General features: G+C 60.5%; 13 protein-coding genes. 9 read left to right on the top strand and 4 right to left on the bottom strand.

Going from position 1 to position 14,565, the window contains the following annotated elements; genetic code table 11:
• Nucleotides 1–33: 33 nt before the first annotated feature.
• Nucleotides 34–1,050 (bottom strand): LacI family DNA-binding transcriptional regulator, encoded by a 1,017-nt coding sequence (locus AC2444_RS29995; RefSeq protein WP_128449466.1) that lies wholly within the window; start codon nucleotides 1,048–1,050, stop codon nucleotides 34–36.
• 178 nt (nucleotides 1,051–1,228) lie between these two features.
• Between AC2444_RS29995 and AC2444_RS30000 the strand changes: the two genes are divergently transcribed.
• The 5 genes from AC2444_RS30000 (at nucleotide 1,229) to AC2444_RS30020 (ending at nucleotide 7,432) form a co-directional block, all read left to right on the top strand.
• A complete protein-coding gene (locus tag AC2444_RS30000; RefSeq protein ID WP_128449465.1) occupies nucleotides 1,229–2,476 on the top strand; it encodes an ABC transporter substrate-binding protein in 1,248 nt (415 codons plus the stop codon).
• Nucleotides 2,477–2,558: 82 nt separating this feature from the next.
• On the top strand, nucleotides 2,559–3,482 hold the full coding sequence (locus AC2444_RS30005; RefSeq protein ID WP_003555620.1) for a carbohydrate ABC transporter permease: 924 nt from the start codon (nucleotides 2,559–2,561) through the stop codon (nucleotides 3,480–3,482).
• Nucleotides 3,482–4,351, top strand: coding sequence for a carbohydrate ABC transporter permease (locus tag AC2444_RS30010; protein WP_128438971.1), 870 nt, complete (start codon nucleotides 3,482–3,484; stop codon nucleotides 4,349–4,351). The genes AC2444_RS30005 and AC2444_RS30010 overlap by 1 nt, the downstream gene beginning before the upstream one ends.
• Before the next feature lie 27 nt (nucleotides 4,352–4,378).
• Nucleotides 4,379–6,322, top strand: coding sequence for a glycoside hydrolase family 127 protein (locus AC2444_RS30015; protein ID WP_128449464.1), 1,944 nt, complete (start codon nucleotides 4,379–4,381; stop codon nucleotides 6,320–6,322).
• A gap of 9 nt (nucleotides 6,323–6,331) precedes the next feature.
• Nucleotides 6,332–7,432, top strand: coding sequence for an ABC transporter ATP-binding protein (locus tag AC2444_RS30020; RefSeq protein ID WP_128449463.1), 1,101 nt, complete (start codon nucleotides 6,332–6,334; stop codon nucleotides 7,430–7,432).
• A gap of 50 nt (nucleotides 7,433–7,482) precedes the next feature.
• Here AC2444_RS30020 and AC2444_RS30025 read toward each other — a convergent pair whose 3' ends face one another.
• Entirely contained in the window at nucleotides 7,483–8,394 is a 912-nt protein-coding gene (locus AC2444_RS30025) for a dihydrodipicolinate synthase family protein (RefSeq protein ID WP_012760756.1), read from the bottom strand.
• A 149-nt stretch (nucleotides 8,395–8,543) separates the two neighbouring features.
• On the opposite strand from AC2444_RS30025, the gene AC2444_RS30030 reads away from it, so the two are divergent.
• A complete protein-coding gene (locus AC2444_RS30030; protein WP_128449462.1) occupies nucleotides 8,544–9,248 on the top strand; it encodes a GntR family transcriptional regulator in 705 nt (234 codons plus the stop codon).
• Between the two features lie 30 nt (nucleotides 9,249–9,278).
• Here the strand turns inward: AC2444_RS30030 and AC2444_RS30035 are convergent, their stop codons facing one another.
• Nucleotides 9,279–10,577 carry an alpha/beta fold hydrolase gene (locus AC2444_RS30035; protein ID WP_128449461.1) on the bottom strand — a complete coding sequence of 433 codons (1,299 nt, stop codon included), beginning with the start codon at nucleotides 10,575–10,577 and terminating at the stop codon, nucleotides 9,279–9,281.
• Nucleotides 10,578–10,699: 122 nt separating this feature from the next.
• On the opposite strand from AC2444_RS30035, the gene AC2444_RS30040 reads away from it, so the two are divergent.
• On the top strand, nucleotides 10,700–11,842 hold the full coding sequence (locus AC2444_RS30040) for a M24 family metallopeptidase (protein WP_128449460.1): 1,143 nt from the start codon (nucleotides 10,700–10,702) through the stop codon (nucleotides 11,840–11,842).
• Between the two features lie 340 nt (nucleotides 11,843–12,182).
• A complete protein-coding gene (locus AC2444_RS30045; protein ID WP_128449531.1) occupies nucleotides 12,183–12,923 on the top strand; it encodes a DUF4231 domain-containing protein in 741 nt (246 codons plus the stop codon).
• A 123-nt stretch (nucleotides 12,924–13,046) separates the two neighbouring features.
• On the opposite strand, the gene AC2444_RS30050 is transcribed toward AC2444_RS30045, so the two are convergent.
• Nucleotides 13,047–13,229, bottom strand: a complete 183-nt coding sequence (locus tag AC2444_RS30050; RefSeq protein ID WP_128449459.1) for a hypothetical protein — start codon at nucleotides 13,227–13,229, stop codon at nucleotides 13,047–13,049.
• Between the two features lie 647 nt (nucleotides 13,230–13,876).
• Here AC2444_RS30050 and AC2444_RS30055 point away from each other — a divergent pair.
• Entirely contained in the window at nucleotides 13,877–14,563 is a 687-nt protein-coding gene (locus AC2444_RS30055) for a response regulator (protein WP_003555609.1), read from the top strand.
• Nucleotides 14,564–14,565: the final 2 nt, after the last annotated feature.

The raw sequence follows: 14,565 nt of genomic DNA on the forward strand, positions 1-14,565 counted from the left end.
CGGCCGGCTTGCCGGTGTTGCTTGCCGTCGTTTTCAGTCGGATTGAGGGGGACTGCCGCAAGACTGCCGCACGACCAGGCGACACGGCAATCTGGTGATGCCGGCAGGGACCGGTTCACCCTTGGAGAGGCTGAGGATTGCCAGGCCGGCGCGATGGCCCAGTTCCTTCAACTCCATGTCGATGGTGGTCAGCGGCGGGCGCGTTTGCCGTGCGACGACCTCCCAATTGTCGAACCCGACCACGGCGACATCCGTGGGAATCTCCACATTGAGGTCGCGCAGCGCGTCGATGACTCCGCGGGCGATCTCGTCACTGCCGCAGAAGATGGCGTCGGGCTTTGGGCCGGGCCGGGCAAACACCGTCTGGACGGCTTCGTGACCCCATTCCTCCGACCACTCGCCGAACATCGCTTCGGCACCGTCGCCGCAGGCGTCAAGATAGGATTGGGCGCGGATGCGAGCGGCGAGATAATCCCGCGGCCCGGTGATGTGCAGGATCCGCGATCGACCGAGTTCTTTCAGGTGGTCGACGGCGAGGCGGGCGCCCTGTTCGTCATCAGGGAAGAAAGTGACGCTGTCGGCCGGCCCCTCGGCAAAGACGTAGACGACGGGTATCGGCAAGCGGGACAGCTGGACCGGCGGCTTGAGGTCGAGGCGGGTCGCGGTGAATATGATGCCGTCGACCTGCCGGTCAAGAAGCGCCTCCAGGTGCAGCTGGGCGAGCCTTGGATCATTGTTCGTGGCGCAAAGGAAGACGGAAACGCCGTGATCGACGAGCACCTCCGATACCCCGGCCGCCATCGGCAGCGTCAGTCTGCCATAGGTGTCGTTGGTCAGCATGCCGATCGCATGGCTTCGCTTGCTCAGCAACCCACGGGCGAGTGCGTTGGGCCGAAATCCGATTTCTTCCGCCACACGCCGGACCCGCTCGCGTGTCTCGGGCTTCGTCCGGCCAGTGTCGTTCAGCGCGTTCGACGCCGTCGAAATGCTGACGCCTGCAGCCTTCGCCACGTCGTAAATCGTCCGTCTCCGATCGCCGCTATTCTTCAAATTCCGCCTCGTCATCGGTCATGATAAAAGCTTTTAGCAGAAAAAAATGTGCTGTTAAAAGGTTTTATCAAACGGACATCAGATTTATGCACACAGACTGTCGACACCAAAAAATTTCTGATCTAACGTCCATTTCGTCCGACGGCCTTGGGCCTGAACGAGAAAAAGGGGAACAAGCATGCTTAGACTGAAAACAACGATCACTGCTCTTGCGCTGCTGGCAAGCTCTTCTCTCGCCGGCGCCGAAGAAATCACCCTATGGGTGCGCACGTCGTCCGGCGCCGTCCTTCAGGGACTGGCAGACAAATACAATGCCGCACATTCCGACAAGGTCAATGTCACCCAGATCACGGCGGAGCAGATGGTGCCGAAGCTCGGTGCGGCGATTGCCGGCAGCGCGGCTCCTGATGGCGCCGTGCTCGACCTGATCTATCTCCCGACCTTTGCCGCGGCGGATGGTCTCGAGGATATCTCCGACTTCGTGAAGGGCTTGCCCTATTCCTCCGCGATGAGCCCGTCGCACATCCGTCTTGCCACCTATGACGGCAAGATCTATGGCGTGCCGGCCCTGCCGGATGCCTCGATCATCGCCTATAACACCGATCTCTTCACCAAGGCCGGCCTCGACCCCAACAAGGCGCCGGCATCGATGGAGGAGCTCGCCGCCGATGCCAAGAAGATCGCCGCGCTCGGCAACGAGACCTACGGCTTCTATTTCGTGGCAAATTCGGGAAGCTGGCTGATCTACGACTTCCTGCCGCATCTGTGGGCCGCCAATGCCGATGTGCTGAGCGATGACGGCCGCAGCGCCACGGTCGATACGCCGGCGCTGCGTGAGACCATCGCTGCCTATCGCGATATGTGGAAGGCCGGTGCGATCCACCCGACCTCGCGTTCCGGCAACGGCAACAATGCCGTCGAAGCCTTCGCCTCGGGCAAGGTCGGCATCCTGATGACCGGCTCCTACATCGTCAATCTGCTGACCAGCAAATATCCCGACGTGAAATTCGCCGTTGCGCCGATCCCGGGGCCGAAGGGTGGCGCATCGAGCTTTGCCGGCGGCGACACGCTGTCCCTCATCAAGGGCATCAGTGAAGAGAAGAAGAAGGTCGCGCTCGACTTCGTCAATTTCTACATGCAGCCCGAGCAGCAGGTCTATATCACCCAGGAATCGGGGATGCCGTCGCGCACCGACCTCGCAGCGGAAGCCTATGCGAAGTTCGACCCGCGCAATCTCGTTGCCTACGATATCCTCGCCAAGGCGCGCACGCCCTACACTTTTTCGTCCGATGAACTCTTCGTCAGCCGCACCGGGCCCTTCCTCAACCTGATCCAGGGCACGATCTTCGGTGACGACGTCGACGGAACGATTGCCAAGACGCAGGCCGACTTCACCCGTATCCTTGAACGTACCAATCCGAACTAAGCCAACGCGTTTCGTCAGGGTGTCCGTGGATGCCCTGACGTTCATTTCACATCTCGACATTCAAGCGGAAGGAGGAGTTGCGGTGGTATCCTCGACACTTCGCAGCCGAAGGCGCGCAATCGCGACCGGAGAAGCCGAGCCAAAGGGTTGGCTTGGTCTTGCCTTCATCCTGCCGGGCTTGCTGTTCATCGTCGTGCTTTTCCTCGTGCCGCTTGTCATGACGGTCTGGATGAGCTTCTACAACTGGCCGCTTCTCGGCCGGACGAAGTTCATCGGCTTGTCCAACTATGCCGAACTGATCGGCGATACCCAGCTCTGGCATTCCCTGGGTTTCACGCTGCTCTACACTGTGCTGGTTACGGTTGCGATCTTCCTGGTGGCCTTTCCTCTGGCGCTGCTCGTCGACCGGCCGCTGCGGATCGCCGGCTTTTTCCGCACGATCTATTTCATGCCCGTCGTCATCGGCTTCGGGGCAGCCTCGACATTGTGGATGTGGCTGCTCAATCCCGATAGCGGCGTCTTTGCGCAGCTGCTGCGCGGCGCGGGCATCATCGACAGCGCCCCGAGGCCGCTCGAAAGTTTCTGGCCAGCCCTCGGCGTCGTCATCCTGATGGTCGTCTGGAAAACAGCGGGCTTCACGATGATCATCCTCCTGACCGGCCTTCAGAGCATATCGAACGACGTCATCGAAGCCGCCAGGATCGACGGCGCCAGCGTCTGGAGCCGGTTTCGCCGGATCACGCTGCCTTTGATGAGGAACTCGGTGGTGCTGGCGCTTGTCCTCAACGTCACCTCGTCGATGCTGGCCTTCGACCAGTTCTTCATCATCACCCAGGGCGGCCCCGAGAACAGCACGATCTCGGCGGTCTTCTCGATCTATCTCGCGTCGTTCTCATCCTACCGTCTCGGTTATGGCTCGGCGATCTCCTTTGCCCTGCTCATCGTCCTGGTGGCGATCAGCGCCATCCAGTTCGTCCTGCTGCGCCAGCGGCCGGAGGAGGGTTGATGGAACGGCTCAACCACAATCTCGCAGGGAAGCCGGCGAGCGAGCGGCTCGGTTATCTCGCTTTCGTTCTGACGGCATGCGTCTTTGCCGTCTTCTTCGTGATGCCGATCGTCTGGTCTTTCGCCAATTCCTTCAAGCCCGCGGCCGCAGCACTTGCCGATCCGGCAGCGCTTTTCTCGAAAGCCTTCTCGCTCGAAAACTACCGTCGCCTCGAGCATGTCGGCGCCGGCTGGTACGTCTATGCCGGCAATTCGGTGCTGATCGCCGCCGGAACGGTGATCCTGACGGTGCTCGTCGCGGTGCCGGCGGGATACGGTTTTTCGAAGTTCCGCTTTCCCGGCCAGTCGCTGCTCTTCGTGCTGATCATGGCAACGATGATGATCCCCTTTCAGTCGATCCTGACGCCGCTTTTCCTGATCCTGAAATTCCTCCACCTGCAAAACAGCCTTCTCGGGCTGGTGCTGATCTACGTGACGTTCCAGCTACCCTTTTCCGTCTTCATGATGCGCAACGCCTTCGACGCGGTGCCAAAGGCGCTGATCGAGGCGGCGCGGATAGACGGTGCGTCGCAGGCGACGATCCTGCGCCGGATCATGCTGCCGATCGCGCTTCCCGGTGTTGCCACCGTTGCCATGTTCGCCTTCCTGAACTCCTGGAATGAATTCCTTGCCGCCCTCATCTTTCTGTCCGACCAGAACAAGTTCACGCTTCCGATCATGCTGGTCAATGTTTCGTCGGGCATCTATGGCATCATCGACTGGGGCGCGCTTCAGGCCGGCATAGCCGTGACCATGGTCCCCTGCATCCTGCTTTTCCTTCTCTTGCAACGATATTACGTGCGCGGCCTGACGGCCGGCGCCGTGAAGTAACAGCGCTCGTCCCGCTCAGGAGTCCTCATGACCAGCTCACCTCGTTTTCAACCGGCACGCGCTGCGGGACGGCAGCGATACAGGCCCGCCGACCATTCCAGTGTCGTGTTCCGTGGCGGTTTCTGGCAGAGTTGGACGGAGACGGTTCGCAACGTCACCATCCCGACACAGCACGAGCGGCTGGAAGAGGAGGGCTTCCTCGAGGTGCTCGATTTTGACAAGCCGGCCGGGCCGCTGGTGCGCCCGATCCAGCCGAGCGGACTGTCGATGCAACATTTCTTCGATTCGGATTTCGGCAAATGGATCGAGGCCGCAAGTTACACGCTGAAGGCTCACCCGAATGCGGCGCTCGAAACGAAGATCGATGCTATCGTCGAAAAACTCGAGAAAGGGCAGATGGCAGATGGCTACCTCAACAGCTGGTTCATTCGCCGCGAGCCGGACAGGCGTTGGACCAATCTGCGCGACCTGCACGAGATGTATTCGATGGGCCATCTGCTGGAGGGGGCCGTCGCCTATTACGAGGCGACTGGAAAGCGTCGCTTCCTCGATGTGATGATCCGCGCAGTCGACCATATCATCGAAACCTTCGGTGCCGAACCCGGAAAGCTCAGAGGTTATGACGCCCATGAGGAAATCGAGTTGGCGCTGGTCAAGCTCTACCGGGTGACGGGCGATCCGCGGCATCTGAAGCTTGCGACCTATTTCGTCGACGAACGTGGGCGAATGCCCTCATATTACGACGAGGAGGCTCGCAAGCGCGGCGAGAGCCCTGAGGATTACGTCTACAAGACATATGCCTATAGTCAGGCCCATTTGCCGGTGCGCGATCAGCACCAGGTCGTCGGCCACGCGGTTCGCGCCATGTACCTGTTTTCTGCGATGGCGGATCTCTCCCGTGAGAACGACGATCCGACATTGAAGGAGGCCTGCGACCGGCTTTTCGACAATCTGGTAAGCCGCCAGCTCTACGTGACCGGTGGCCTTGGCCCGTCGGCATCCAATGAAGGGTTCACCCGCGAATTCGACCTGCCGAACGAGACGGCTTACGCCGAGACATGCGCGGCCGTCGCGCTCGGCTTCTGGAGCCATCGCATGGCGCAGGTCGATCTCGACAGCAAGTTCACCGACAGGCTGGAAACGGTGCTTTACAATGGCGCGCTTTCCGGCATCTCGCGCGACGGCGAGCGCTATTTCTATGAGAACGTCCTTGAAAGCCACGGGCAGCACCGCCGGTGGAAATGGCATTACTGCCCCTGCTGCCCGACAAACATCGCCCGTTTCATCACGTCGCTCGGCCAATATTTCTATTCGACTGATGATCATCAGCTCGCCGTCCATCTCTACGGCACCAATTCCGCCGAGCTGACAGTCGGCGACAGCTTCGTGCGCCTGATCCAGGAGACGCAATATCCCTGGGATGGCGACATCAGCCTGCGGTTCGCCGTCGAGCGGCCAAGCCGGTTTCAGCTTCGTCTTCGGATCCCCGGATGGTGCAGGCAGGCGCAATTCTCGGTCAACGGCGTTGCCGTCGATCTCGATCAATGCGTGACGAAGGGTTATGCCGCAATATCAAGGGAATGGCGCAATGGTGACGAGGTGCGCATCGGCTTCTCGATGCCGGTCGAGCGCATCTACGCGCATCCTGCCGTCTCCGAAGACGGCGGGCGCGTCGCGCTGCGGCGCGGGCCTGTCGTCTATTGCATCGAGGAGACGGACCTCGGCGGCGAGCCGCAGCGGCTCCGCCTGCCGGCATCTGAGGAAATTTCTGCCCGTTACGATGCCTCGCTTCTCGGCGGAGCGACCGTCCTCGAAGGCACCGCCCTCGAAGCCGATATATCCGATTGGCAGAATGCGCTCTATCGCACCGTGCGCCCCGCGCTGAAGGAGCGGCCCTTCACGGCGATCCCCTATCACCTCTGGGCCAATCGCGAGCCCGGAGCGATGGCGATCTGGTTGCACGAGGTCTAGGAGAAAACCATGGCACGGCTGGAACTCAAGAGCATCGTCAAATCCTATGGCATCTACGAGGCCGTGCGCGGCATCAGCCTTGACATCGAAGACAATGAATTCGTCGTTTTCGTGGGTCCGTCGGGATGCGGAAAATCGACGACATTGCGCATGATCGCGGGTCTCGAACACATCACCGGCGGTGAGATCGTGATCGGCGACCAGGTCGTCAACCGGCTTGGCCCGGGCAAACGCGATATCGCCATGGTCTTTCAGAACTACGCGCTCTATCCGCACATGACGGTGCGGGAGAATATTTCGTTCTGCCTGGAGCAGCAGAAGCTCGCCAAGCGCGAGATTGACGCCCGCATCATCAGGGCGGCGGAAACCCTGCATATCAGCGAGCTGCTCGGCCGGCGCCCGGGCCAGCTTTCGGGCGGCCAGCGCCAGCGCGTCGCGATGGGGCGCGCGATCGTGCGGAACCCGAAAGTCTTTCTCTTCGACGAGCCGTTGTCCAACCTCGATGCCAAGCTTCGCGTACAGATGCGCACGGAGATCAAGCGGCTGCACCAGCTGTTGCCGACGACGACCGTCTACGTCACGCACGACCAGGTCGAGGCGATGACCATGGCGGATCGTGTCGTGGTGATGAATGGTGGCATCATCGAACAGGCGGGACCGCCGCAGGCGCTCTATCATCGGCCCGTCAGCCAGTTCGTCGCCGGCTTCATCGGCTCACCGTCGATGAATTTCCTGTCGGCGACGCTGCTATCAGGAGACAAGGGTCTCGTCGTCAAACTGACTGACGGCAGCGAGCTTCCAGTGCCGAAGGCGCGCGCCGGCGACTATGCCAGCCATGCCGGTAAATCAGTCGTGTTCGGGATCAGGCCGGAATCGATCACCGACCGCCAGGCCCGTCCTGGTTATGCCGACATCGAAGCTAAGATCGATCTTGTGGAACCACTCGGGCCGGAGACCATGGTCTATTTCGGCATCGGCGAGGCAAGTCTTTGCGCCTGCATCGATCCCGAGAGCGGGCCCAGGCCGATGTCGACGATGCCGCTCTCGTTCAACATGAACCAGATGCATCTGTTCGATCCGGCGACCGGCCGGTCGCTGGCGCTTGCCTGAACCGCAAACACCGAAAGGCCGGCAACCGCGAGGGTCGCCGGCCTCGATGATCAGGCAGCCTGGCGGATCTTCGAAGGACGCGTGGCAGCGGCCTTCTCGACCATCGCGGTGACTTCGGCGCGGCGGGCGCCCGAAAGCGGCAGGCGCGGCATGCGAACGCGCTCGGAGCCGCGGCCCATGATCTGCTCGGCAAGCTTGATCGACTGCACGAGATCGTGTTCGGCATCGAGGTGCAGAAGCGGCATGAACCAGCGATAGATCTTGCGGGCCTCTTCCCAGTCGCCGCGTTCGGCGGCGGCAACGAGCTGTACGGATTCCTGCGGGAAGGCGCTGGTCAAGCCCGAGACCCAGCCCTTGGCGCCGAGCATCAGGCCTTCAAGCGCCACGTCGTCGAGACCTGCGAAGATATCGAAACGATCGCCGAATTCATTGATGAGATCGGTGAAGCGGCGCGGATCCGGCGCGCTTTCCTTGACCGCCTTGATGTTTGGCACATCGGCAAGCACCTTCAGCACATCGGCGCCGATATTGACGCGGTAGGCCGGCGGGTTGTTGTAGAGCATGATCGGCAGCGAGGTCGCCTCGGCGACGGTGCGGAAATGCGCGATCAGCTCTTCGGGCTTCGGCACATAAACCATGGCCGGCAGCAGCATCAGCCCGTCGGCGCCGAGTTTTTCGGCGTCGCGAGCATAGGCGACGGCACGGCGCGTGTCGAATTCGGACACGCCCGTCACCACGGGAACGCGGCCGTTGACGACCTCGACGGCAGCTTTCAAGATCGTGCGCTTCTCCTCGGGGTCCAGCGAATTGTTCTCGCCGCATGTGCCCATGACGATCAGTCCGTTGACGCCATCGTTTACAAGCGCGTCCTGGACGCGCTGGGTCGAGGGCAGATCAACGGAAAGATCATCGTTGAACTGTGTCGTTACGGCGGGAAATACGCCCTTCCATCCTGTGGTCATTGATCGAGCCTCGTTGAAACTGGTTGCCTTATATACAAACTGTCGACAAGATTCAATGATGTGAGCTTACAAATTTGAGACCCCGAAGAGCGACATTGCGAGAATCGGCTGAAACGAAATACAAGGCTCTAACGAAAGAGGGCGGACGAATGCGGAACGACGCGGAAAATGTGCGGGTGCGCGGCTCTGGCACGCAGAGCGTCTATGTGACGCTCAGGCGGGAAATCCTGTCGATGGCGCTGGAACCCGGCAGTCCGCTCGACGAAGTGCGGCTGTCGGAACGTTTCCGGATGTCGCGGACTCCCATTCGCGAGGCGCTGTTGCGGCTCGCCGCCGACGGGCTCGTCACGACGCTGCCGAACAGGAACACGATCGTTGCGACGATCGATTTCGCAAGCCTGCCCACCTATTTCGAAGCGCTGACGCTGATGTACCGGGTGACGACCCGCGGCGCCGCACAACGGCGAAACGGCGAGATCATGAAGACCGTTCGCCGGCATCAGAAGGACTTCGCCGATGCCGTTGCCGCGCGCGATGCCTATGCGATGATCGAGGCGAACCGCGAATTTCACGTCGCGATCGCCGAACTTGCCGGCAATTCCTATTACACGGCCTTCTTCGCCAGGCTGCTCGACGAGGGCCGCCGTATCCTGCGCCTCTACTACTCGACATTCGACGACCGTCTGCCGCGCCAGTATGTCGACGAACACGAGGAGATCATCGCCGCGATCGAGGCCGGTGACGTCGAACGGGCCGACCAACTGGCGATCGCCCACGCCGGGCAGATCGTCCGCCAGATCCAGGAATATATTGCCCGCGACCTCGACCGGCCGGTGGCGATCAGCATGTCCTGACGCGACGAGAGCAATTGAACCGCTCTCGGCTCAGGAGGCGAGGGGGCCGCCCTGCTCCCTGACCAAGGTCATCAGCCTGCGCAGGACAGCCGCCGATTGGCGAACACCGTCATGCTCGAATTCGTTGGTCACCCATGCCTGCACATTGGCGACGTGGCGCGCTGTTTCGAGCGAAAGCCCGGCATCGACATACATGTCGTCATGATAGATGACCGCGGCGACCGGCACCGCGTTTGCAGCGAGACGTGCCGGAGCATAGAGCGGGGCGTAGTGCTCAAACGTTGCCAGCGCCTCGACACCTGCCCTGAAGGCCCTAAGCGAGCGAATTTCCTCGAACATCCAGGGATACATCATCTCCCCCGTCAACAGCAGCGGCCGCCGGTCGCCGGCAAAGGCCGGATGCTCGGCGCGGATGCGTTCGGCTGCCCAGGCAGTCGGCGTCCCGGCCTGGCCATAGATGCTTTCCTGCAAAACGGCGAAGAGCGGATTGTCGTCATATGAGGTCAGCGACATTACCGACGCGAGGAAGCGCTCGGAGAGACGTTCTTCATTGGGACCGGAGAAAGCCTCGTCGACCAGCCAATGGATGTTCTCGTAACCCGGCGCCATGCCGAAATCGATGCCGATGGTCTGAAAGCGGCGAACGGAGAGGCGATCGCCATCGGGCAACCGCACCTCATTGGTCTCGATATAGTCGGCGATCCGGCCGATGCGTTCGGCATCCCCGGGGTAGCGGCGGTAATAGGCGGCGTTCTTTTCGGTAACGCGCGGGTAGGTGCGCCGATAGACATCATCGGCCGTCGCCCCAAGGCCGGCAAGGCCGCCGGTGACATAACAGGCGGAAAGTCCCTCCGGCGCCTTCGAGAGATAGGTGAGTGTCAGGAAGCCGCCATAGCTCTGGCCAAGCGTCTGCCAGCGCCCGCCGCCGAAGACGGTTTTCCTCACATGTTCGCAATCGGCAACGATGCTGTCGGCACGAAAAAGGCTGAGATAGTCGGCTGCGGCCCTGCCGTCGGCAAAGTGCTCCATCGTCGCACTTTCGATCCGGCTGCTGCGCCCGGTGCCGCGCTGGTCGATCAGGATAACGCGGTGCGTCTTCAGGGCTTCGGCAAGCCATGGCGGCCCGCCGTTGCTCGGCCGCGGCGACTTTCCACCAGGACCGCCTTGAAGGAAAGCCAGCAACGGCAGTGTTTCACGACGGCGGGCGGGATCGCACACTTCACGTGCAAAAATCCGGATCGTCTCACCCTCCGGCTTCGACCAATCCAGGGGCACGTCGACCAGATGATCGCGCATCAGCATGCCCGGTGTGGTGTATTCGACCGCCATGGCTATCTCCTCACTTTTCATGTCGACATATTGCCTACAGCGGCATTAGTGTCGGTTCAAGATGCCCGCTGCAAGGCGAGGGCTTCATCGATCCGGAAGCGCAGGAAAAGCAGGAAAACAACATGTCGTGGCAGCATACGGTACCCCGCATAACTGAGGAAGAACGGCAGAACCGCCTCGCCGGGCTTCGGCAACTGATCGAAGCCGAAGGATTGGCTGCCGTGCTTCTTGGGCCGACCGAAAGCCTCCATTACTTCACCGGGCTCGTCTGGCATCCGAGCGAAAGGTTCCTCGGCGCGCTCGTCACGCCCGCGACCATTTCCTACATCGTTCCGGGGTTCGAGCGCAGCCGTGTCGAAACGCTGCCACATCTGCCGGGGGAAATCCTGGTCTGGGAAGAGGAGGAGAGCAGCGCCGCTCTCATCGCCCGCCTTGTTGCCCAGGGCGGCAGACTTGCCCTCGACGATGGCTTGCCGCTTTTCTTCTATCACGCATTGGCAGCGGAGATGGGCGCGGCAAGGCTTGCCGATGGCGGGCGGCTGATCCGCGACCTGCGTTGCATCAAATCGGCCGCGGAGCTTGCCCTCATTCAGTATGCGATGGACCTGACGCTCGACGTCCACAAGCAAGTGCATGGGCTTTTGAAGCCGGGCATCAAATCATCCGAGGTGATCGAATTCATCGACCGACAGCATCGCCAGGCCGGCGCCGATGCCGGCTCGACGTTCTGCATCGTCTCCTTCGGCGCGGCGACCTCGCTTCCGCATGGCGCCGACGGCGATCAGGTCCTTGGTCGCGACGACGTCGTTCTCGTCGATACCGGCTGCCGGATCGACGGTTATCATTCCGATATCACCAGGACCTATATTCTGGAGGACGGCAACAGCGCGTTCGAACGCGCCTGGTGGATCGAGCGCGAGGCGCAACAGGCCGTCTTCGACGCAGCCCAGATCGGCGCCGCCTGCTCGAGCCTCGACGATGCGGCCCGCAAGGTGCTTGCCAAACACTCGCTCGGCCCCGACTATCGCCTGCCGGGTTTGCCGCATCGCGCCGGTCATGGCCTCGGGCTCGAGATCCACGAGGAGCCCTACATCGTTCGCGGCAACGACGCGCCGCTTGCCGCCGGCATGTGTTTTTCCAATGAACCGATGATCGTCTTCCCCGGGAAATTCGGGATCCGGCTGGAAGACCATATCTACATGACCGCCGAGGGACCACGCTGGCTGACCAATCCGGCGGCGGGACCGACAAAGCCATTCTCCTGAGAAGGCCCCATCTCGCCCGCTCAGGCAGCGCCGATTTTCAAGTGGCTGTCAGGCTGGGCGACCTTGAGGAGATCATCGCCGCGATCAAGCCTGACGATCGCTCACGCCGCGCAGATCGTCCGACAGCACCAGGACTATATTGGCCTCGATCTCGGCCGGCCGCTGGCGATCAGCGTAGCCTGAAGCGACCGGATTGAAGAGGTGGAGGCTGCCCCGGCCCGCACATTAGCGAGAGGTGCCGGAAATTCGATCCGTAAAGTATTACTTCGCAAACATTACTTGCTTTCTGGCGTGGTAAAAGGTTGACTATGGTTAACCCTATAGTCTCGAGGATAGGATGATGGATTTGTTTAGAAGGGAGGGGGATGACCAGGCTCAACTGAAGAAAATGACACTGAATGGCAGATATAGAAATATAGCGGCGATGCTTTCGATTGCAGTGGTTGCCCTGTCTATATTCTTGATATCGATTGGCGCTTTAATTGAGTTTTTTCAACCCGCATTTTTGTCAAACGTCATTCTCGACGACGTCCCTTTGCACTACATCGCCTGGTTCATGATAACCTTCGGGATCACTATCGCCGTCATCAACGTGATTTTGGCGGCAAGGCGGGAGATCGAGCAAGAGACGGCCGAAAGCATGCTTCCATCGGACGCAGCCGAGATCAAAAGGCAGGCTTTGCGTGACCTTCGAACACATCGAAACGGCTATGCTCGTTCCTCCAAGGTTAATCAATATCTCTGGAATTTTCTCACCTTGGCGATCATCGTTTTGAGTGGCCTTTCATCATTGTTTTCGGCCTATGGACCGGTTGTCCCGAATTGGCTGCCAATGACCGCTTCCGCGCTCGTGGCGCTTTTCGGCGTCATAATGGTCCAATTTCGCGTCAGGGATGTCTGGCAATTGAGAGAGCAGGGCAGGATTGAAGCGGAAATGCTGGTCGCCGATGCGCATCTCATTGAGACGACAGACAACCTTGCAACGCTCAAACAGGCAGCCGCCCTCAGAAGGCGCGCCCATGCACTTGAGATGAAACAGCTCAACCAGCTCTTCGTGGAAACCACAGAAGCAAATCGGTAAGTCACTCTCGGCATATGGCGGGACCGTTCTTCTGAGCGGGCATATGCCTCGTCGCTTGAGCACGTGTCGACTGACGCTCCACGACTTTGACAACGAACCGATGCCTCACGACGGTCCCTAGTGTCAGCGTTCGCCTTCTATTTCGGCCCTTCGCTCTGCGCCCGTGCCGCGCTCGATGGCTATTGCCGCCTTGCCGGCATTTGCTTCCTCGAGGCGATGCGCCGCAACCTCGTCGGCGTCGGTAGGCTTGTTGAACTGTTCGATCTCTCCGGTAAACACGCCCTGATCACCCGGAGCATCAATCACCCTGTTCCCCCAATGGAGATGTCTTCCAGGTGAGCATGACGCTCTATTGGAACGGTTTCTGCGCGTCCTGAGTGGATCCCGGGACTCAAGAAAGAAGCAATTGAGACATAGTTCTTTGAAGCAAGCTTCGATAACCACCGCCAAATCTCGACACAGATGACTTTCCGCTCCGCAAAGCGGCACCGCAGAATATTTCGATGTGCCTTGGACACACGACACTCCGGATCGAACTGAGGTCGAACTCTAATAGCTGTGTGGATGTTAAGCGCGGTTAAGGAAGTGTAAAGTTTGGTAAAGGTTCTCTCTGCGACACAGGCCAGGTACGCTGTTGGCCGAGAAGATGCAGGACGCGCAGGCGGCGCGGGGCCGCCTGCGGGGTAACGCGTCCCGCGGTCTCGTTCCGGGGGAGGGAATTCGACCGAAGAGGTGGTCAAAGGCATCGATGCCTTTTCCCGATCCGCGCCAACTCAACGAGGGATTGCGGGCCATGTCGCTGCAATCCGGTTTCAGCGCGTATTATGTCATGGCAGGATCAGTAGCGGGACGAACGTTAAGTGCGGTCAAGTTAGTGTTAAGTTAGGTAAAACTTGGCTGCGCGACTGTATTTGTGCTGTATGGCTTGCCGGGATTGAGAGCGGATAATGCGAATGAACAAGGTTCTCCTTATCGACGACGATGCCGAGCTGACGACGCTTCTGCAGGAATATCTGGTCGAAGAAGGATATGAGGTCGTCACGGATACAGACGGGCGCGCCGCCATTGCCGCGGCGGCCGGCAATACGGTTGATATTATCGTGCTCGACATCATGATGCCTCGGATGAACGGGATCGAGGTTCTGCAGAGGATCAGGAAGCTCAGCCAGGTTCCTGTGCTGATGCTGACCGCAAGGGGCGATGACGTCGACAGGATATCGGGTCTCAATCTCGGCGCCGACGACTATGTGCCGAAGCCATGCTCGCCGGGCGAACTTGCGGCGAGACTGCGCGCCATCCTCCGCCGGGCGGGCCAGCCGGCAGCCGGTGCTTCGATCGACATCATAAGGGCGGGGAAACTCGTGATCCATCCTGGCAGCAGGATCGCCGAATGGCGCGGCGAAAGCTTGGACCTGACCGGCACGGAATTCAGCCTGCTCGAGGTCCTCGCCCGCAGCGCCGGCCAGCTCGTGTCGAAGCAGGACATTTCGAAGCGGGCCTTCGGCAAGCCGCTGACCCCGTTCGATCGCCGGATCGACGTCCATATCAGCAGCGTTCGCCAGAAGCTCGGACTGAGGGAGGATGGCCAATCCTGGATCCAGTCCGTTCGCGGCCAGGGCTATCAACTTCTCGTGGACTGAGT

The organism is Rhizobium sp. WSM1328 (genome assembly GCF_057653715.1).